This is a genomic window from Pseudonocardia kongjuensis (assembly GCF_039526905.1).
GTDB lineage: Bacteria > Actinomycetota > Actinomycetes > Mycobacteriales > Pseudonocardiaceae > Pseudonocardia > Pseudonocardia kongjuensis.
Window position 1 is genome coordinate 45,673 of sequence record NZ_BAAAJK010000052.1, and the last position, 18,542, is coordinate 64,214.

At 74.5% G+C, this 18,542-nt stretch carries 19 protein-coding genes; 15 read left to right on the forward strand and 4 right to left on the reverse strand.

Annotation, left to right across the window (positions count from 1 at the left end; all coding sequences use genetic code 11):
* Window positions 1-114: 114 nt before the first annotated feature.
* Window positions 115-591, reverse strand: coding sequence for a MarR family winged helix-turn-helix transcriptional regulator (locus ABD160_RS29460; protein ID WP_344028708.1), 477 nt, complete (start codon window positions 589-591; stop codon window positions 115-117).
* A gap of 44 nt (window positions 592-635) precedes the next feature.
* On the opposite strand from ABD160_RS29460, the gene ABD160_RS29465 reads away from it, so the two are divergent.
* The 3 genes from ABD160_RS29465 to ABD160_RS29475 all read left to right on the forward strand — a co-directional run bounded on the left by ABD160_RS29465 (window position 636) and on the right by ABD160_RS29475 (window position 5,175).
* The gene (locus ABD160_RS29465; protein ID WP_344028710.1) at window positions 636-1,067 is read left to right on the forward strand and encodes a Rid family hydrolase; all 432 of its coding nucleotides are present in this window, start codon (window positions 636-638) and stop codon (window positions 1,065-1,067) included.
* A 30-nt stretch (window positions 1,068-1,097) separates the two neighbouring features.
* The gene (locus tag ABD160_RS29470; RefSeq protein ID WP_344028712.1) at window positions 1,098-1,922 is read left to right on the forward strand and encodes an alpha/beta fold hydrolase; all 825 of its coding nucleotides are present in this window, start codon (window positions 1,098-1,100) and stop codon (window positions 1,920-1,922) included.
* Window positions 1,923-2,142: 220 nt separating this feature from the next.
* Complete coding sequence (locus tag ABD160_RS29475; RefSeq protein ID WP_425563683.1) at window positions 2,143-5,175, forward strand: bifunctional [glutamine synthetase] adenylyltransferase/[glutamine synthetase]-adenylyl-L-tyrosine phosphorylase; 3,033 nt, start codon at window positions 2,143-2,145, stop codon at window positions 5,173-5,175.
* On the opposite strand, the gene ABD160_RS29480 is transcribed toward ABD160_RS29475, so the two are convergent.
* Window positions 5,157-6,101 carry a MerR family transcriptional regulator gene (locus ABD160_RS29480; protein ID WP_344028716.1) on the reverse strand — a complete coding sequence of 315 codons (945 nt, stop codon included), beginning with the start codon at window positions 6,099-6,101 and terminating at the stop codon, window positions 5,157-5,159. The genes ABD160_RS29475 and ABD160_RS29480 overlap by 19 nt on opposite strands.
* A gap of 38 nt (window positions 6,102-6,139) precedes the next feature.
* On the opposite strand from ABD160_RS29480, the gene ABD160_RS29485 reads away from it, so the two are divergent.
* The 4 genes from ABD160_RS29485 to ABD160_RS29500 are packed head-to-tail and all read left to right on the forward strand — an operon-like array spanning window position 6,140 to window position 8,679.
* Window positions 6,140-7,030, forward strand: coding sequence for a TIGR03619 family F420-dependent LLM class oxidoreductase (locus ABD160_RS29485; protein WP_344028718.1), 891 nt, complete (start codon window positions 6,140-6,142; stop codon window positions 7,028-7,030).
* 30 nt (window positions 7,031-7,060) lie between these two features.
* Entirely contained in the window at window positions 7,061-7,774 is a 714-nt protein-coding gene (locus tag ABD160_RS29490) for a M50 family metallopeptidase (protein WP_344028720.1), read from the forward strand.
* Window positions 7,775-7,787: 13 nt separating this feature from the next.
* Window positions 7,788-8,210 (forward strand): nitroreductase/quinone reductase family protein, encoded by a 423-nt coding sequence (locus ABD160_RS29495; RefSeq protein WP_344028722.1) that lies wholly within the window; start codon window positions 7,788-7,790, stop codon window positions 8,208-8,210.
* A gap of 34 nt (window positions 8,211-8,244) precedes the next feature.
* Window positions 8,245-8,679 carry a GlcG/HbpS family heme-binding protein gene (locus ABD160_RS29500; protein ID WP_344028725.1) on the forward strand — a complete coding sequence of 145 codons (435 nt, stop codon included), beginning with the start codon at window positions 8,245-8,247 and terminating at the stop codon, window positions 8,677-8,679.
* Between the two features lie 306 nt (window positions 8,680-8,985).
* Here the strand turns inward: ABD160_RS29500 and ABD160_RS29505 are convergent, their stop codons facing one another.
* The gene (locus ABD160_RS29505; protein ID WP_344028728.1) at window positions 8,986-10,071 is read right to left on the reverse strand and encodes an isopenicillin N synthase family dioxygenase; all 1,086 of its coding nucleotides are present in this window, start codon (window positions 10,069-10,071) and stop codon (window positions 8,986-8,988) included.
* 220 nt (window positions 10,072-10,291) lie between these two features.
* Between ABD160_RS29505 and ABD160_RS29510 the strand changes: the two genes are divergently transcribed.
* From ABD160_RS29510 to ABD160_RS33440, 7 genes are all read left to right on the forward strand, one after another.
* A complete protein-coding gene (locus ABD160_RS29510) occupies window positions 10,292-10,558 on the forward strand; it encodes a GlsB/YeaQ/YmgE family stress response membrane protein (protein ID WP_344028730.1) in 267 nt (88 codons plus the stop codon).
* A 246-nt stretch (window positions 10,559-10,804) separates the two neighbouring features.
* Window positions 10,805-11,041, forward strand: coding sequence for an MbtH family protein (locus ABD160_RS29515; protein WP_344028733.1), 237 nt, complete (start codon window positions 10,805-10,807; stop codon window positions 11,039-11,041).
* Window positions 11,034-12,338 carry a lysine N(6)-hydroxylase/L-ornithine N(5)-oxygenase family protein gene (locus ABD160_RS29520; RefSeq protein ID WP_344028735.1) on the forward strand — a complete coding sequence of 435 codons (1,305 nt, stop codon included), beginning with the start codon at window positions 11,034-11,036 and terminating at the stop codon, window positions 12,336-12,338. The genes ABD160_RS29515 and ABD160_RS29520 overlap by 8 nt, the downstream gene beginning before the upstream one ends.
* A gap of 48 nt (window positions 12,339-12,386) precedes the next feature.
* On the forward strand, window positions 12,387-13,595 hold the full coding sequence (locus tag ABD160_RS29525) for an isochorismate synthase (RefSeq protein WP_344028737.1): 1,209 nt from the start codon (window positions 12,387-12,389) through the stop codon (window positions 13,593-13,595).
* A gap of 25 nt (window positions 13,596-13,620) precedes the next feature.
* Window positions 13,621-14,301, forward strand: a complete 681-nt coding sequence (locus ABD160_RS29530; RefSeq protein WP_344028740.1) for an isochorismatase family protein — start codon at window positions 13,621-13,623, stop codon at window positions 14,299-14,301.
* On the forward strand, window positions 14,298-15,221 hold the full coding sequence (locus ABD160_RS29535) for an SIP domain-containing protein (protein WP_344028743.1): 924 nt from the start codon (window positions 14,298-14,300) through the stop codon (window positions 15,219-15,221). The genes ABD160_RS29530 and ABD160_RS29535 overlap by 4 nt, the downstream gene beginning before the upstream one ends.
* Window positions 15,222-15,343: 122 nt before the next feature.
* A complete protein-coding gene (locus ABD160_RS33440) occupies window positions 15,344-16,306 on the forward strand; it encodes a cold-shock protein (protein WP_425563684.1) in 963 nt (320 codons plus the stop codon).
* A gap of 153 nt (window positions 16,307-16,459) precedes the next feature.
* Here ABD160_RS33440 and glnA read toward each other — a convergent pair whose 3' ends face one another.
* Window positions 16,460-17,881, reverse strand: coding sequence for a type I glutamate--ammonia ligase (gene glnA / locus ABD160_RS29555; protein ID WP_344028746.1), 1,422 nt, complete (start codon window positions 17,879-17,881; stop codon window positions 16,460-16,462).
* A 185-nt stretch (window positions 17,882-18,066) separates the two neighbouring features.
* Between glnA and ABD160_RS29560 the strand changes: the two genes are divergently transcribed.
* Window positions 18,067-18,540, forward strand: coding sequence for an RDD family protein (locus ABD160_RS29560; RefSeq protein WP_344028750.1), 474 nt, complete (start codon window positions 18,067-18,069; stop codon window positions 18,538-18,540).
* Window positions 18,541-18,542 lie beyond the last annotated feature (2 nt).

An 18,542-nucleotide genomic window follows, 5' to 3' on the forward strand; every position in this document is an offset into this window, starting at 1 on the left:
CGGGCCCGGCCGAGGTGGTGCGGCAGCCGGCGCTGCACGACGTGGACCTCCTCCCGCCCGGCGCGGACTGAGCGGCCTGCCCGGCGACCCCGCCGGCGTCGCGGGGGAGGGGCGTCAGAACTCCCTGGGGCGTACCCGCAGCCGGCCGGCGATCCGGGCGAGCGCCGCCCGGTCGTCGGCGTCCAGGCGGTCCAGGGCCAGCTCGCGGACCGACCGCAGGTGGGTCGGGGCCGCGTCCTGCAGCACGGCGAGCCCCGCCCCGGTGAGTGCGGCGATCGTGTAGCGGCCGTCGTCGGGGTCGGGCGACCGCTCGACCCACTCGCGCCGCTCGAGCCGCTTCACCACGTTCGAGAGCCGCGACAGCGAGCCGTTCGCGAGGAAGGCGAGCTCGCTCATGCGCAGCCGCCGCTGCGGCGCCTCGGACATGTGGCTGAGCACGAGGTACTCGAACAGGGTGAGCCCGTGCGCCTGCTGCAACGGCGACTCGAGCCGGCCGGGCAGCAGCAGGAGCAGGGACAGCAGCCCGGTCCAGGCCTCCTTCTCGTCCGGGTCGAGCCAGCGCAGGTCGTTGCCGGTGTCTCCGGTCTCCATGGCGATCACTTTACATGTGAAGTCATGAGTTGTAGCTTGAGTTCATGAGTGAAGTGAATACGGCCGTGTCGTTCCACGCCACCCCCGGGTACGGCGAGGTGCTGCGCGAGCAGCTCGGGTACAGCCAGGCGGTGCGGATCGGGGACCGGGTCGAGATCTCCGGCCAGGGCGGCTGGGACGACGGGCTCGCGATCCCGGAGGACCTGGAGCGGGAGATCGTGGGGGCGTTCGACAACGTCGGCCGCACGCTGGCCGCGGCGGGCGCGAGCTGGGCGGACGTGGTGCACGTGAACTCGTACCACAAGCTCACGCCGGGCGCGGACGCCATCGGCGCCGACCACAACGACGTGATGACCCGCGAGTTCAGGGCGCGCCTGGGCGGCCGGGCGCCGGTGTGGACCCAGACCGGGGTGACCGCGCTCGGACTGGCCGCGATGCGGGTGGAGATCCGCGTGACGGCCGTCATCGGGTCGTGAAGTAAGGCATGCCTTGCCTACGATGTGGCCGTGGGAGAGCGACGGACACTGATCGGCGGGCACGGGCTGCCCCTCGGCTACGCCGAGTACGGGCGGGCCGACGGGCCCCCGGTCCTGCTGCAGCACGGATTGTTCGGGTCGGCCGAACTGGGTGAGGTCTGGGCCGCCCGGGCGGATCGGGCCGGCATCCGGCTGGTCGCCGTCGAGCGACCGGGGTACGGCGGGTCGGCACCCGCGCAGATGCGATCGGTGGCCGACTGGGCGGGGATCGTCGACCCGCTGCTGGAGCTGCTCGGCGCCCCGGCGGACGTCGTCGGCATCTCGGCGGGCGCGCCCTACACCTACGCTCTCGCCGCGCTCCGCCCGGAGCGGGTGCGGGCCGGGTGGCTGCTGTCCGGTCTGCCCTACGTGTACGACGACGCCGTCCGCGGCCACTATCCCGACGCGTCCCTGCGGGCCTGGGAGTTCTTCGGCACCGGTGACCCCGAACAGGTCGGGTCGTACTTCGCGGGTGAGCACGACCGCTTCGTCGCCGCGTTCGCCGGGCACCTTCCGATGCAGCGGGCGCTGGCCGCGAACCTGGCGACCGGGTACGCCGGCCCGGCCAGGGAGGCCCGGCTGCAGGTCCGTCGGTGGGGCTTCACCCCGGCCGACGTGCTCCGCCCGATCACCGCGTGGCACTCCCGCGGCGACGACCAGGTCCCGTTCGACGCGGTGGAGGACACCATCGCGCTGGTCCCCGGCGGCCGGTTGCTGGAGCAGGTCGAGCCCGGTCACCTGCCCTCGGCCGGAACCCTCGACGCCCTGTTCGACGCCCTGGCGGATCCCGACCGCGACCCGGTCGCCACGCCCTGACCACCCGTTCCCGATCGCCCGTGCGCCCCGACCGTCCGTACGCGCCTGTCCTGCCCGTGCGAGGTGCGGAATCCTGTGCGGACCCGGAGCGGCGCCCCCGACCGGCGCGGGGTGGGTGGGGCGTCGGCGGGCGGCCGTCGCCCGGCAAGCGGGTCCGGACCGACCGGCCGCGGGGACCGTGCCGTGACCGGGGCGTGATGGGGCAGGATCGGCAGTCGTGATGGAACGGCGGACGGGGACGTCGCTGGCCCGGCTCGGCCTCACCGGCCAGGGCGCGGACGCGATGCTGCGGGAACTGGGCTGGTGGGACGGCGACGCACCGGTCGCCGGCTGCGAGGAGATCATGTGGGCGCTGGCCCGCAGCCCCGATCCGGATCTCGCGCTGCGCGCGGTCGAGCGGCTCGCGCAGACCCCGCCCTGGCGTGAGATCGACCGGACCCTGCGCACCGACCGGGGCCTGCGCGGACGGCTCTTCGCAACGCTCGGCTCGTCCACCGCGCTCGGCGACCACCTCGTCCTGCACCCGGACCGCTGGGAGCTGCTCGCCGACACGCCGGACCGCGGGAACCCGCCGCCGGACCTGGCCCGGCGCTCCGCGAACCTGCTGCGCGCCGTCGGCGCCGATCCGGCCGCCCCGACACCGGGCACCCCCGGCGGCGCCCGGGCCACCCTCACCGGCGCCGACGCGGTCGCCGCGCTGCGCTGCGCCTACCGCGACGAGCTGCTCGGGCTGGCGTCGGCCGATCTCGCCGCGGTCGGCGACCCGGCGCTGCCGGTGATGGAGGTCGACGACGTCGCCGCGCAGCTCGCCGATCTCGCCGAGGCCGCGCTGACCGCGGCGCTCGCCGTCGCGGCCGCCGAGCAGGACCCGCCGGACGAGCTGCGGCTGGCGATCATCGGGCTCGGCAAGTGCGGCGGCCGGGAGCTGAACTACGTCTCCGACGTCGACGTCGTGTTCGTCACCGAGCCCGGCGGCGAGCTGACCCAGCCGGCGACGAAGCTGGCCGCCCGGGTGATGCGGGTGGCCGGCGAGGCCTGCTTCGAGGTCGACGCGAACCTCCGGCCGGAGGGCCGCCAGGGCGCGCTCGTCCGGACCCTGGACGGGCACGTCACCTACTACCGGCGCTGGGCGAAGACCTGGGAGTTCCAGGCGCTGCTCAAGGCCCGCCCGATCGCCGGCGACCCCGATCTCGGGAAGGCCTACGTCGACGCGCTCGCGCCGATGGTGTGGCAGGTGTCGAGCCGCGACGACTTCGTCGCCGAGGTGCAGGCGATGCGCACCCGCGTCGTCGAGAACATCCCGTCCCACCAGCGCGAACGCGAGCTGAAGCTGGGTCGCGGCGGGCTGCGGGACGTCGAGTTCGCCGTCCAGCTGCTGCAGCTGGTGCACGGCCGCAGCGACGACACCCTGCACTCGGGCAACACGCTCGTCGCGCTCGCGGCGCTGTCCGCGGGCGGTTACGTGGGGCGCGACGACGGCGCGAACCTGGCCGCGTCCTACCGCTTCCTGCGGTTGCTGGAGCACCGGCTGCAGCTGCAGAAGCTGCGCCGCACCCACCTGCTGCCGGCCGCCGACGACACCGACGCGCTGCGCTGGCTGGCCCGCTCGGCGCGGATCCGGGCGGACGGCCGGCGCGACGTCGTCGGGGTGCTGGTCACCGAGTGGCAGCGCAACGCGCGGCGGGTCAGCCGGCTGCACGAGAAGCTGTTCTACCGGCCGCTGCTCTCCGCGGTCTCCCGGCTGGCGGGGGAGGAGGCGGACGCCGTGCTGTCGCCGGACGCGGCGAAGGCCCGGTTGAAGGCGCTCGGCTGGGCGTCGCCGGAGGGCGCGCTCGGGCACCTGCGCGCGCTCACCGGCGGGGTGTCGCGGGCCGCGTCGATCCAGCGCGCGCTGTTGCCGGTGCTGCTCGACGAGCTGTCCCACAGCCCGGACCCGGACCGTGGGCTGCTCGCCTACCGCCGGGTGTCCGAGGCGCTCGCGGCGACGCCGTGGTACCTGCGGCTGCTGCGCGACGAGGGCGCCGTCGCCCAGCGGCTGATGACGCTGCTCGGGACGTCCGCGCTGGTCCCGGACCTGCTGCAGCGTGCGCCCGAGGTGCTGCGGATGCTCGCCACGTCCTCCGGCGTGCAGAGCCCGGAGCTCACCCGGGACCCGGCCGAGGTGTCGGTGGCGCTGCGCACGACGGTCGCCCGGCAGAGCACCCCGGAGGCCGCGGTCGCCTCGGCGCGCTCCTACCGGCGGCACGAGATGCTCCGCATCGCCTGCGCCGACCTGCTCGGCCTGGTCGAGGTGGACGAGGTGTGCGCGGCGCTGAACTCGGTGAACGAGGCGGTGATCGCGTCCACGCTGGACGCCGTGCTGCGGGCGGAGGAGGAGCGGTCGGCGCTGCTGTCGGTGATCGGGATGGGCCGGCTCGGCGGCGGCGAGTCGAGCTACGGCAGCGACGCCGACGTGATGTTCGTGTGCGCCCCGGCGGAGGGCGTCAGCGACCACGACGCCGTCCGGTGGGCCACCCGGGTGGTGGAGAAGGTGCGCAGGCTGCTGGGCTCGCCGAGCCCGGACCCGGAGCTGCCGGTGGACGCCGATCTCCGCCCGGAGGGCCGGTCCGGCCCGATGGTGCGCACGCTGGCGTCCTACCGCGAGTACTACGCCCGCTGGGCCGAGGTGTGGGAGGCGCAGGCGCTGCTGCGGGCCCGGCCGATCGCCGGCGACCGCACGCTCGGCCGGGAGTTCACCGCCATGATCGACCCGATCCGCTACCCGGCCGACGGGATCGCGGACTCCTCGGTCGCCGAGATCCGCCGGATCAAGGCCAGGGTGGACGCCGAGCGGCTGCCCCGCGGCGCGGACCGGTCCACGCACACCAAGCTCGGCCTGGGCGGGCTCGCCGACGTCGAGTGGACGGTGCAGCTGCTGCAGCTGCAGCACGCGGGCGACCTGCCGGAGCTGCGGACCACCTCGACCCTGGAGGGGCTGCGGGAGGCCGCCGAGGCCGGCCTGATCGACGACGACGACGCCCGCGAGCTCGAGGAGGGCTGGCGGACCGCGACCGGCGCCCGCAACGCCATCATGCTGGTGAAGGGCAAGCCGGGCGACCAGCTCCCGCGCTCGGGGCGGGAGCTGGCCGCCGTCGCCGCCGCGCTCGGCTATCCGGCGGGCGGCGACCCGGGGGTGTTCCTCGACGACTACCGGCGCACCACCCGGCGGGCCCGCGCCGTCGTCGAGCGGGTGTTCTACGGCTGGGAGGCCTGAGCGCGCAGCGCCCGGGCCACCCACTCGAACGCCGGGATCGTCGGCTCCCGGCCGGGCCAGCCGTTGAGCGTGCCGAGCAGCGTCCAGTAGCGCTCGACACGCCGGTCGGAGAACAGCTCGATGGTCTCCGCCGTGCGGATCCGCTCGGCGGGGCCGAGCCCGTCGACGCCGGGGATCCGGGCGAGCACGGCGGCCGCCTCGGCGGACGCCGGATCGATCCCCGCGGTCTCGGCACCCCCCGCGTGCTCGATCACGGCGGCCGGATCCAGCTGCCGGTGCTCGGCGGTGGCATCGGATCCGGCGACGGCCATCTCCCGGCAGCGGGCCCGGAAGCCGGGATCGGCGACCAGCTCCGCGAGCTCGACCCACGCCCCGACCTGCTCGGGCGTCGGGTCGTCGGGCAGCTCGGACGGCAGCGTCCGCATCCCGTCGGCGATGCCGGCGCCCGGGGCGTCCGGGTCGGTGCCGGCGAAGGTCTCGGTCACGAACTCGTCGATCAGGTTCTGCCGCTGCGCGGCGGACAGCCGGGCGAGATCGTTCATCAGGGTCACGGTCCTCTCATCGGGTTGGGTGTCGTCGGTGCCGGTCCGCGCGAGCAGCACGCACACCGCGCGCTGTGCCTTGAGCTCGCGGATCCGGCTCTCCAGGGCCCGTACGTGCGCCTGCGCCACCTCGCCGACCCCCCGTCGGCGGGACAGCACGGCGCGCACGTCGTCCAGCCCCAGGCCCAGCTCGCGCAGCGTCCGGACCAGGTCGAGGCGGGCCACCGCGGCCGCGTCGTACACCCGGTGGCCCGACGCGCTGCGATCGGCGGGCACCAGGCCCTCGTCCGACCAGAAGCGGATCGTGCGTACCGGCACCCCGGTCCGCTCGGCCAGCCGGCCGATCGTCAGCGCGGGATGATCTCCGGTGTGCGATGCGGTCACGGGGGACAGCGTCGCGGGTTCCAGCGACTGGAGGTCAAGTGCGAATCGGATTCGGTCTGCCGCAGTTCGGTGCGGCCGCCGCCCGGGCGGAGGAGACGATGCGGTTCGCCGCGGGTGCCGAGGAGCTCGGCGCGGCCAGCCTGTGGGCGGGGGACCGGCTGCTGGCCGCGGTCGAGCCGTCGGTCGGCTACGGCGGCACGGACACCGTGCCGGAGCAGTTCCGGGCCTCGCTCGATCCGCTCGCGCTGCTGACCGCGGCCGCCGCCGTCACCACCCGGGTGCAGCTGGGCACCAGCACGCTGAACGCGCCCTGGTACCCGCCCGCGCTGCTCGCCCGGCACGCGCTGAGCGTGGACCGGATCTCCGCCGGGCGGTTGCTGCTCGGCCTGGGCACCGGCTGGTCACCGGAGGAGTACGCCGCCGTCGGCGTCCCGATGGCGCAGCGCGGTGACCGCCTCGACGAGGCGCTCGACGTGCTCGACGCCTGGTGGAACGACGACCCGGTGACCCACGACGGGCCGACCGGCACCATCGCGCCGTCGCACGTGCAGGTCAAGCCGCACGGCATCCCGGTGTACCTGGCCGGGTGGGCGCCGCGGGCGCGCCGGCGGATCGCGCTGCGCGCGGACGGGTTCCTTCCGGTGGTGACGCCGGGGGTGCAGGACCTGACCGCGGCGGTCTCGGCGCCGTGGGCGGAGCTGCGCGCCGCGGCCGCCGACGCCGGGCGCGACGCGGACGCGGTCGGCGCGGTCCTCCGGGTCAACCTGCCACCGGGATCGACCGTCGCCGACGCGGTGGCGACGCTGCGCCGGGTCCGCGACGAGACGGCGGTGACGCACGCCTTCGTCGACCTGATGTACCTGCCGGGCGCGGCGGCCGGCGGGGCCGCTGCGCTGCGCCTCGCCGAGGAGGTGCTGGCCGCCGTCTGACCGGTCCGCGGCCACTGGTTCACTGGTCGGGTGGCCCCCCTGGAGCTGATCACCCGAGGCTACGAGCTGGTCGCCGCCCGGCCCGCGTCGCTGCTGGCGGCGGTGCTCGCACTGGTGGTGGTGGCGTGGCGGCCGACCTGGCGGCTCACCCGGACCGCGGTGACGATCGCGCACGAGGGCGGCCACGCGCTGGTCGCGGTGCTGGTCGGGCGCGGGCTGACCGGCATCCGGCTGCACGCGGACTCCTCCGGCGTCACCTACTCGACCGGTGCGGGCCGCGGCCCCGGGGTGGTCGCGATGTTCCTCGCCGGGTACGTCTTCCCGCCGCTGCTCGGGCTCGGCGGCGCCGTCCTGGTGGGTGCCGACGCGGCCGGCGCGATGCTCTGGATCGGGGCGGGACTGCTGGCCGTCACGCTGCTGCAGATCCGCAACGTCTACGGCGGGCTCGCCGTCGTCGCCACCGGCGCGCTGCTGGTGCTGGTCGCGCTGCGGGCCGACGAGGAGCTGCGCACCGGGTTCGCGGCGGCGCTGAGCTGGTTCCTGCTGTTCGGCGGGGTGAAGGCCTGCCTGGAGCTGCGCCGCGGCCGGCGCGGCGGGCGGTTGCGGCACTCCGACGCCGACCGGCTCGCCGAGCTGACCCCGCTGTCCGGCGGCGCCTGGGCGGCGTTCTTCGTGCTCGCCTCGGTCGCGGCGACGGCGGCTGCCGGATGGGTGGTGTTCGCCCCGGGCGGGGCCCCGGCGTGATGGGATCACCGGTATGGCAGAGGACTTCAACAGCCGCGTCATCCGCGAGTTCCGGGAGAACGACGGGAAGGTCGGCGAGCCCTTCACCGGCCTGCCGATGATCCTGGTCCACCACGTGGGCGCGCGCAGCGGCACCGAACGCGTCACCCCGTTGCGCTGGTTCGCCGACGGCGACAGCTACGTGATCGTCGCCTCCAAGGCGGGCGCGCCGGACAACCCGGCCTGGTACCACAACCTGAAGGCGAACCCGGACACCGTCGTCGAGGTGTCCGACGGTGCGGGCGGCGCCGAGACCGTCCAGGTGCGGACGACCGAGCTGACCGGTGCGGACCGGGACCGCGTCTGGACCCGGATCAAGGACGACAACGAGGTGTTCGCCGGCTACGAGCGCAAGACCGACCGCACGATCCCGCTGCTGGCGCTCACCCCGCGCTGAGCGTCCACGGACCGGTGATGGCAGGGTGCTGGACATGACGATCACCCTCGAGCAGGCACAGACCATCACCGCCGCGGCGTTGCAGCACGGCACCGAGCAGGGCTTCAACCCGCTGACGGTCGCGGTCCTCGACCCGGGTGGTGCGATCGTCGCGCTGGCCCGCCAGGACGGCTCCGGTTTCCTGCGGCCCGATCTCGCCGTCGGCAAGGCCAGCGGCGTGCTGGCACTGGGGATGACGAACCGGGCGATCGCGGCCCGCGCGGCCGACTCGCCGGAGTTCTTCACCTCAGTCGCCAACCTGGCCGGCGGGAAGATCCTCTCGGTGCCCGGCGGGGTGTTCGTCAAGGACGCCGCCGGCGCGCTGCTCGGCGCGGTCGGCGTGACCGGCGACGCCTCGCTCAACGACGAGGCGGCGGCGCTGGCCGGGATCGAGGCGGCCGGGCTGGTCGCGGTCACCGGCGCCGAGTAGCACGCGCGCGTCGCGGCCGGTCCCGGACGAGCCGCACCCCCGGGCGACGAGGTCAGCCCGGGGGCGCGGAGGGGACACGATCCTGCCGCCGAGGAAGGATCGTGCACGTGCGTGGGCACGCGCGGGCGGAGCAGCGCGTGCGGGTCATCGCGTGGTGGTGGCCGGGACGTACACCGGCGGTCCGTCACACTTCGTGGTCAGGCGGTTACAGCCGTCACACGGTGTGACGTGGAACACGGTACCTGCGAGTCAACCAGCCGGTCCGGCCCCCTGTCAACGTCTCCGCGCACGCGGTCCGCGAGCGGATCACTGGACCGATTCTGCGCTCACCGTACCGCGCGCGGCCCGGACGAGATCCGGGTGGTGACGGATCGCGACCTCGGGATGTGAACGCAACCATCCCTTGAGCGCGTTGTCCCCGAACCGGGGCAGCAGCGCGTTCTGCGCGGTCTCGTGCACACCCGGTGCCTGCTCCGCCAGTCCGGGCGGCAGCGGCACCGGATCGAGCCGGGCGTCCAGCCGGGGCGACCAGAAGAACCCGACCGACTGCCGGGTGGCACCGGGCCCGCAGGCCAGCACCCGGTGCGGGGTGGCGACCAGGTAGCCGTCGGTCGCGACCTCCAGCATCTCGCCGACGTTGACGACCAGCGAGTCCCCGTGCGGCGGCACGTCCACCCAGCCCGATCCCGGCGGGCGCGCCTGCAGCCCGGCGACCGGGCCGGCCGGATCCTGCAGCAGCAGGGTGAGGAACCCCCAGTCGGCGTGCGGGCCGACGCCCTGCGCGTCCGGCGCGAGCGGCTCGCCCGCCGGCGGTCCGACGTAGCGGATGACCTTGCCGAACCAGTGCGGCTCGCCGGTGAACAGCGGATCGAAGTGGTCCTCGGGCAGGCCGAGCCCGGCGGCGAGGGCGCGGGTCAGCTCGCCGGCGACCCGCGCCATCAGATCGGCCCAGGCGTGCGCCCGGACCCGCAGCTGCGGGACGGTGTCGTCCGGCCAGCGGTTCGGGCCCTCCAGCAGCCGGTACGGCTCGTCCCACTCGGCGCGGGGCCGGGCCGGCAGCTCCGGGCCGAAGTCGATCTGCTCGCGGGCGTCCGGCCGGCCCGCGGTGATCTCGTGGCCCAGTCGGGTGTAGCCGCGGAAGTGCGGTGACTCCCGGTTGTCCAGCGCGAGGCGCTGCCCGGCGGGCAGGTCGAAGAACGCGGCCGCCGCCGCCATCAGCTCCGCGACCTGACCGGGTGCGGCGCCGAACCCGTGCAGCCGCAGGAACCCGATCCGGTGCAGCGCGTCCCGCAGGGTGGCGGTGAACGCGGGATCGAAGCTCCCGTCGGCCCGGCGGGCGCGGTCCAGCCGCAGCGCGGGGACGGGGTCGTTCGCGGTGTCCGGGCCGGTCATGGCCCCATCCTCCCCGCCCGGCGCATCCGGGACGACCCTCATATCGATCCGGGGACCCCGGATCGGGTGTGCAGGGGCGTTTCCTGCATGCCGGGACCACGCAGGAGGTTTACTCTCGGCAACGTTTCGATCGGCGTTCCACTGGTCACTCGGTGTCAGATCGACTCACCAAGGTCGCGACGGTCCGTCGAGGGGACGAACCGGACGAAAGGGGAAAACCATGCTGTGGACCATTCTGGGCTGGATCGTGCTGGGCCTCGTCGCGGGCTTCATCGCCCGCGCGGTGGTGCCGGGCAAGGACGACATCGGCATCGTGCGCACGATCATTCTCGGCATCGTGGGCTCGTTCGTCGGTGGTGCGCTGGCCAGCATCTTCACCGGCTTCAGCGAGTTCTCGCCGTCGAGCTGGATCGGCTCGATCATCGGGGCGATCATCGTCCTGATCATCTACAACCGGGTCACCGGCCGTAAGGCCGTCGGCCGCTAGGCCGCGCACCCACCTCGGCGCCGTCCGGCTCTGCCGGGCGGCGCCGACGTGTGTCCGGGGCCGGGCGCCTCCGCCTGTCTCCGCCGGGTGTCGCTGTGTAGGTCTTCCGAACCCTGAAGTTAGCCGCTCCGTCGCCGTGACCCACCTATCACCGGATCGGCCTAACTAAACCTGACCACATCACAGCTTAGGGTTCCCTACGTTAACCCCGGCGTCACAGCGCCTCGCTCTCTGGAGTTGCAACCCATGTCGACGAACCCGTTTGACGACGAGGACGGCGAGTTCCACGCCCTCGTGAACGACGAGGGCCAGTACTCGCTCTGGCCGACGTTCGCCGAGGTCCCCTCCGGCTGGACCGTGGCGTTCGGCCCGGGCCGCCGGCAGGAGGTGCTCGACCACATCGAGCAGGTCTGGACCGATATGCGGCCACGCAGTCTGGTCGAGCGGATGGAGCGCGACGCGCGCGAGCACGCCGGTGGGTGAGATCGGCGGCACCGGGCCGGTCCTCGACGTCGTCGGGATCGGCTTCGGGCCGGGCAACCTCGCACTGGCCGTCGCCGCCACCGAGCACGCCGAGCCGCTGTCGGTCCGCTTCCTCGAACGCCAGGCCCGGTTCGGCTGGCACGGCGGGATGCTGATCCCGGGCGCCCGGATGCAGGTCAACTTCGTGAAGGACCTGGCCACCGTCCGGAACCCGAGCAGCACCTTCGGGTTCCTCAGCTACCTCGCCGAGCGGGGCCGGCTGATCGACTTCCTGAACCGGCAGACGTTCTTCCCGACCCGGCTGGAGTACCACGACTACCTCGGCTGGGCGGCCGCCCGGCTGGACGACGTCGTGGACTACGGGACCGAGGTCACCGCCGTCCGGCCGGCCGGACCGGTGCTGGAGGTCGAGGCCCGCCGGGGCGGGGCGGTCGTCCGGTACCGGGCCCGCGCCGTGGTGATCGCGACCGGCCTGGTTCCGCACCTGCCCGAGGGGGTCACCGCGGGCGACCGCGTCTGGCACAACCGGGACCTGGTGCCGAACGTCGAGCGGCTGGTCGCCGGGCTGGGGGACCGGGCGCGCCGGTTCGTGGTCGTCGGCGCCGGCCAGAGCGCGGCCGAGTCGGTCGAGTACCTGCACCGCAGCTTCCCGCGCGCCGAGGTGCACGCGGTGTTCGGGCGGTGGGGCTACAGCCCGGCCGACGACAGCCCGTTCGCCAACCGGGTCTTCGATCCGGACGCGGTCGACGACTTCCACCGCAGCGCCCCCGAGCTCCGGCAGCGGATCACCGAGCGGCACCGCAACACCAACTACTCGGTGGTCGATCCGGACCTGATCGGCGAGCTGTACGAGAAGCACTACGCCGAGCGGGTCGCCGGGCGGGAACGCCTGCACTTCCACCGGATGAGCGAGATCGTCGATCTCGCGGCGACCGGGCACGGCGCGGACGTCACCGTCCGGTCGGCGGTCGACGGCCTGCGCTCCGACCTGCGGGCGGACGCGGTCGTGTTCGCCACCGGCTACCGCTCCGGCGACCCGGCCCGCTTCCTCACCGGGGGCCTGACCGTGCTGCGCGACGAGCGCGGGCGGATCCCGGTCGGGCGGGACTACCGGCTGCCGCTGCGCGGCACCGACGTCCCGGTGTTCGTCCAGGGCGCGACCGAGCACACCCACGGCCTGGCCTCGACGCTGCTGTCCAACGTCGCCGTCCGCAGCGGGGAGATCCTCGACGCCGTGCTCGGCCTGCGGGCCGGGGCGGCGCCCGGGGTCCGGCCGGCCCGTGCGCTCGCGGTCTGAGCCGGTGCGCCGCCGACCACCGGCCCGCCGGGGAAGGGACCCGTTGCGGTGACCGGCCGGCTCACCCCGCCGGAGGTCACCGCGGAGCGGCCCGGCGGCGTCCCGGCGCCGTCGCCGCTGCCCGGCTACCGGCACGGGGACTACTTCTTCTCCTCGCCGTACGGGAGCCTGCTGGGCCGCGGCGCCGCCGTCGCACCCGAGGAGGCGGAGCCCGCCGACCGCTGGTCGGACACCGCGTCGTCGCTGCTCGCGACGGCGCGCGCGGCAGGCGTGCCGGAGCCGGTCGTGGTCGGCGCGCTCGGCTTCGATCCGGCGACCCCGCCGCGGCTGCTGGTGCCGCGCCACGTGCAGCGGGGCCGTCCGCCGCGGTGGCTGCCCGGTGTCCCGCCCGCGCTGCCCGGGCGCTGGCGGGTCGGCCACACCCCGCCGGTGCCGGACTACCTGGCGGGCGTCGCCGCGGCCGTCCGCGCGATCGGCGCCGGCGGGCTGGAGAAGGTGGTGCTGTCCCGGGCGCTCGACCTGACCGGTGACGGGCCGGTCCCGATCGGGGCGCTGCTGCGCAGGCTGGCCGACCGCAACGCCTGCGGCCACGTGTTCGCCGCCGACGTCTCCGATCCCGGCGAGCCCGGCACCCGGATGCTGGTCGGCGCGAGCCCGGAGCTGCTGGTGTCCCGGCGCGGGACGGCCGTGGTGTCCAACCCGCTGGCCGGCTCGGCCGCGCGGCACCCGGACCCGGTCACCGACCGGGCGCGGGCCGCCGCTCTGGTCGCGTCGGAGAAGGACCGCCGCGAGCACCGGGCCGTCGTCGACGATCTCGCCGCCCGGCTGGCCCCGCTCTGCACCGATCTCGTGGTGCCGCCCGAGCCGGTGCTGGTGCGGACCCCGTCGATGTGGCACCTCTCGACCCGGGTCACCGGCACCGTGCGGGACCCGGGGACCGGATCGCTCGACGTCGCCCAGGCGCTGCACCCCACACCGGCCGTCGGCGGGGTGCCGCTCGGGGCGGCCAGGGACCTGATCGCGGCGGCCGAGGGATACGACCGCCGCTACTACACCGGTGTCGTCGGCTGGACCGACGGGCGCGGCGACGGCGAGTGGGCGATCGTCCTGCGCTGCGCCGAGGTCCGGGGCGCGGCACTGCGGCTCTACGCGGGCGGCGGCATCGTCGCCGGCTCCGAGCCGGCCGCGGAGCTCGCCGAGACGCGGGCGAAGTTCCGGACGTTCCTCGACGCCGTCGGGCTGGACGCGGAGCCGTGAGCACCACCGGAGAAGGGCTGGACGCATGACCACCGGACGTTCCCTCGGGCGCATCGACCCCTACGACCCGCCCGACCCGGCGGACTTCCCGCCGGGCCGGGTCGGCTGGCGACCCGACCCCAGGCGGGCCGCCCTGCTGGTGCACGACATGCAGCGCTACTTCCTGCGCCCGTTCGCGCCCGGCGACCGGCCGCTGCCCGGCCTGCTCGGCGGGCTGGCCGGGCTGCTGCGGGAGTGCCGCGCCGCGGGCGTGCCGGTCATCTACACCGCGCAGCCGGGCCGGCAGACCGCGCAGGAACGCGGGTTGCTCACCGACATGTGGGGTGCCGGCATCGGCGGGGTGGTCGACACCGCACCCGAGCTGGAGGCGATCGCCGACGAGGTGGCGCCGGAACCGGGCGACCTGCAGCTGGTCAAGTGGCGCTACAGCGCGTTCCAGCGCACCCCGCTGCGCGAGGAGCTCACCCGGCTCGGGCGGGACCAGCTGCTGATCACCGGCGTGTACGCCTCGATCGGCTGCCTGGCCACCGCGATCGAGGCGTTCATGCTCGACGTCCAGCCGTTCCTGGTCGGCGACGGGGTCGCCGACTTCTCCCGGGCCGACCACGACACCGCGATCGACTGGGTGGCCCGCCGGTGCGGCGTGGTGACCTCGCTGGCGGAGCTGTCGGCGGCGCTCACCCCGGTGCCCGCGGAGGGCCGGTGACCGCCCCACCCGGGCCGGGCTGGCTGCACACCGAGCTCACCGCGGTCGTCCCCGGCGGGCTCGACGGCGTCGGCCCGGACGAGGACCTGCTGGACCTGGGCATCGACTCGGTCCGGCTGATGCTGCTCGTCGAGCGCTGGCAGAGCGCGGGGTTCGACGTCGATCTGCTGGGCCTGGCCGAACGGCCCACCCTGGCCGGCTGGCTGGAGCTGCTCCGCGCCGGGGCGCCGGCCGCGGTGCCCACCGCGGCCGCGGCGCCCGGCGGCCCGTCGGCGACGACCGTCCTGCGGGTCGAGCAGCTCACCCCGCGGACGGTCCGGATCACCCTGGACGACCGCGCGGGGCGGTTCGCCGGGGCCCGGCCCGGCGCGTACCTGATGCTGCGGGCCGGGCCGATGCCCGCGGCCCGCCCGGTCACCGTGCACCCGCACGCGGCCAGCGGTGAGATCGACGTCGACGTCGTCGCGCACGACGGGGGACCGCTCGGCCGGTGGGCCGCCGGGGTCCGCCGCGGCGCCGCGGTCGTCGTCGACGGGCCGCACGACGTGCCGGACCTGCCCGCCGGCCCGGTGGACTGGACGTTGCTGGTCGCCGACCATCCGGCCCAGCCCGCGCTCGCCGCCCGGGTGGCCGCGCTGCGCGCGGGCGACCGCGCGATCGCCGTCGCGGTCGTGCCGGACGCGGCGGAGGAGCAGCTGATGCCGACCGCGGCGGATCTCGGCACGGTGTTCGTGCACGCGGCCGCCGATCCGGGCCCCGTCCTGGCGGCGGTGCGGGCGGCCGTGCCGGGGACCGGGCGGGGGCGGGCCTGGCTGGCGGGGGAGCGGCACCGGATGGACGCCCTGGGTGCCGTCCTGGCCGGGCTGCCGGCGCTGGCCGGGCGGTGCGTGGTGGAGCGCTACGGCGGTGCCCCGGTCTGAGGCGGCGGTGCGGCGTGCCGCGGGGACCGTCACCCGGGTACGACGAGGGCCCGGCCCGACCGGCCGCGAGGTCGGTCGGGGAGACTGGGGCCAGTACCCGCCCACTCGATCTGGAGCCTTTGATGCCGCAGGGGACCGTCCGCTGGTTCGACGCCGAACGGGGTTTCGGCTTCCTCGCGCCCGAGGACGACTCGCCGGATGTGTTCGTGCACGCCTCCGAGATCGTCGGGGACGGCGCGAACGTGCTGCGCGAGGGCCAGGCCGTCGAGTTCGAGGTCGGTGAGAACGACCGCGGGCCGCAGGCGCTGCGTGTTCGCGTCACCGCCGACGCGGCCGCCGGTGGCGTCGTGGGGCTGCTCGGCACCGTCAGCTGGTACGAGCCGGGCAAGGGCTACGGCTTCGCGGCGCCCGACGGCGGCGGCGCCGACATGTTCGTGCACAGCTCCGCCATCGTGACCGGCGGTGTGCTCGTCGAGGGGCAGCGGGTGGCCTTCCTGGTCGTCGACGGCGAGCGCGGCCCGCAGGCCGGGCACGTGATCCCGCTGGGACCGGGGGCCGGCCTCCCCTCGGCAGGCGGCGCAGACGGCGCAGTCGGCGCGGACGGCGCCGACAGCGCCGACGGCACGGTGGCCTGGTACGACGAGGACAAGGGCTTCGGCTTCATCCACCCCGACTCCGGCGACGAGGACGTCTTCGTCCACGCCCGGGCCCTGGCCGAGGGGCTGACGTGGCTCGCGGAGGGCGACCGCGTCGCGTACGACGTGGCCGTGTCGGAGAAGGGCCCGCAGGCCCGCGACGTGCACCTGGTCCGGGGCGCCGAGCCCGCGCCGCCGCCGCGGCGACCGGCACCGGCCGCGGCGCCGGCGTCGCGGGACGTGCCGGCCCGGGGCGGCGAGGGCGTCGTGGCGCGCTACGACGGCGACCGCGGCTTCGGTTTCATCACCCCGGACGCGGGCGGCGACGATCTGTTCGTCCACGTGTCCGTGGTCGCGGGATCGGAGACGCTGGAGAAGGGCGACCGGGTCCGGTACGCGGTGCGGCAGAGCGACCGGGGTCCGCAGGCCGACCGCGTCGAGCGTCTCTGACGAGAGCGGGGCCCGGCCGACGGCCGGACCGCTCCCCGTGCGTGGCGCACGAACACGAAGAACGGCGGTCGACACCGATCCGGCGCCGGGAAGGCGCCGTGCCGGGTCGACCGCCGTTCTCACGCCGACCGCGAGATCGGCGGAACGCCTGGATCAGACGTCGTAGTAGAGCGCGAACTCGTACGGGTGCGGGCGGAGCCGCAGCGGGTCGATCTCGTTCTCCCGCTTGTAGGCGATCCAGGTCTCGATCAGGTCGGGGGTGAACACGCCACCCTCGAGCAGGTAGTCGTGGTCCTCCTCCAGCTTGTCGATGACCGCGGAGAGCGAGGACGGGACCTGCGCGATGTCCTTGGCCTCCTCGGGCGGCAGCTCGTAGAGGTCCTTGTCGATCGGCGCGGCCGGCTCGATCTTGTTCTTGATGCCGTCCAGGCCGGCCATCAGCATGGCCGAGAACGCCAGGTACGGGTTGCCCGACGAGTCGGGGCAGCGGAACTCGATGCGCTTGGCCTTCGGGCTGTCACCGGAGAGCGGGATCCGGATGCAGGCCGAGCGGTTCCGGGCCGAGTAGACCAGGTTGACCGGCGCCTCGAAGCCCGGGACCAGGCGGTGGTAGGAGTTCACCGTCGGGTTGGTGAACGCCAGCAGCGACGGCGCGTGGTGCAGCAGGCCGCCGATGTAGTACCGCGCGGTGTCGGACAGGCCGCCGTAGCCGGACTCGTCGTGGAAGAGCGGCTGGCCGTCCTTCCAGAGCGACTGGTGCACGTGCATGCCCGAGCCGTTGTCGCCGAACAGCGGCTTCGGCATGAAGGTGGCGGTCTTGCCGTTCTGCCACGCCACGTTCTTCACGAGGTACTTGAAGAGCATGATGTCGTCGGCCGCGTGGAGCAGGGTGTTGAACTTGTAGTTGATCTCCGCCTGCCCGGCGGTGCCGACCTCGTGGTGCTCGCGCTCCACCTCGAAGCCCGAGTCCTGCATGGTGCTGACGATGTCGGCACGCAGGTCGGCGTAGTGGTCGACCGGCGGGACGGGGAAGTAGCCGCCCTTGTAGTTGACCTTGTAGCCGAGGTTGCCGCCGACCTCCTCGCGGCCGGTGTTCCACCAGCCCTCGGAGGAGTCGATGTGGTGGTACGCCTGGTGCGGGTCGGTGCCGAACCGGATGGAGTCGAAGACGTAGAACTCCGCCTCCGGCGCCATGAACGCGGTGTCGGCGATGCCGGAGGCCGCCAGGTACTCCTCCGCCTTGCGCGCGATGTTCCGCGGGTCACGGGAGTAGGGCTCACCGGTGACCGGGTCGTGCACGAAGAAGTTGACGTTCAGCGTCTTGTGCTTGCGGAACGGGTCGACGCGGGCGGTCGCCGGGTCCGGGAACAGCGCCATGTCGGACTCGTTGATCGCCTGGAAGCCGCGGACGGAGGAACCGTCGAACGCGGCGCCGTTCTCCAGGAGGTCGCCGGCCGTCTTGGCGGGGACGGTGAGGTGCTGCATGACGCCGGGCAGGTCGCAGAACCTGATGTCGACGTACTCGACCTTCTCGTCCGAGATGTACTTGAGTACCTCTTCGGCGTTGCTGAACACTCTCTCGGGCTCCTTCGATCGCTGGTGGAGATCGTGGGCGACGGTAGGAGTGCCGTGTTGCCCACCCATCACTCACCTGTTTCGCCGACGTTAACTGACCGGACCGGGATAACGATCACATTCGTCCCACATGTCCGGTCATGGCCGACGGCGGCGGTCCCGCTGCGACGCCTAGGCTAGAAGGCATGGCCCGCTGGATCGAGTCCTGGCTTCCCGGTTCCTCCGACGGCCCCGGTGTGCAGCCGGGCGGGTACCCCGGACAGCGCTTCGGCCTGCCCGAGACCGGGCACTACTCGGTGGCGGGGCTCGGCAGGCGGATCGGCGGGGTGTGCATCGACTGGGCGCTGGCGTACCTGCTGGTGCTGTTCGTCGCCGGCACCGACGCGATCGGCACCCCGGACTTCAGCTGGGGCGTGCTCGGCGCCTGGTTCGTGATCACCGCGCTGATGGTGTCGGTGTTCGGCATGAGCCCGGGACACATCGCGCTCGGCATGCGGGTCGCCCGCACCGACATGGCGAACTACGTGGGCATCCCGCGGGCGTTGCTGCGCACCGCCCTGATCGCGCTGATGCTCCCGCCGTTCATCCGCGACCAGGACGGCCGCGGATGGCACGACCGCGCCAGCACGACGATCGTGGTGCGGGTGCTGCGCGGCTGATC

What these genes read in the sequence shown, in the direction of transcription:
- ABD160_RS29460 (WP_344028708.1), bottom strand. Translation starts at nt 591, where the DNA reads ATGGAGACCGGAGACACCGGCAACGACCTGCGCTGGCTCGACCCGGAC.
- ABD160_RS29465 (WP_344028710.1), top strand. Translation starts at nt 636, where the DNA reads ATGAGTGAAGTGAATACGGCCGTGTCGTTCCACGCCACCCCCGGGTAC.
- ABD160_RS29475 (WP_425563683.1), top strand. Translation starts at nt 2,143, where the DNA reads ATGGAACGGCGGACGGGGACGTCGCTGGCCCGGCTCGGCCTCACCGGC.
- ABD160_RS29495 (WP_344028722.1), top strand. Translation starts at nt 7,788, where the DNA reads ATGGCAGAGGACTTCAACAGCCGCGTCATCCGCGAGTTCCGGGAGAAC.
- ABD160_RS29500 (WP_344028725.1), top strand. Translation starts at nt 8,245, where the DNA reads ATGACGATCACCCTCGAGCAGGCACAGACCATCACCGCCGCGGCGTTG.
- ABD160_RS29505 (WP_344028728.1), bottom strand. Translation starts at nt 10,071, where the DNA reads ATGACCGGCCCGGACACCGCGAACGACCCCGTCCCCGCGCTGCGGCTG.
- ABD160_RS29510 (WP_344028730.1), top strand. Translation starts at nt 10,292, where the DNA reads ATGCTGTGGACCATTCTGGGCTGGATCGTGCTGGGCCTCGTCGCGGGC.
- ABD160_RS29515 (WP_344028733.1), top strand. Translation starts at nt 10,805, where the DNA reads ATGTCGACGAACCCGTTTGACGACGAGGACGGCGAGTTCCACGCCCTC.
- ABD160_RS29530 (WP_344028740.1), top strand. Translation starts at nt 13,621, where the DNA reads ATGACCACCGGACGTTCCCTCGGGCGCATCGACCCCTACGACCCGCCC.
- ABD160_RS33440 (WP_425563684.1), top strand. Translation starts at nt 15,344, where the DNA reads ATGCCGCAGGGGACCGTCCGCTGGTTCGACGCCGAACGGGGTTTCGGC.
- ABD160_RS29560 (WP_344028750.1), top strand. Translation starts at nt 18,067, where the DNA reads ATGGCCCGCTGGATCGAGTCCTGGCTTCCCGGTTCCTCCGACGGCCCC.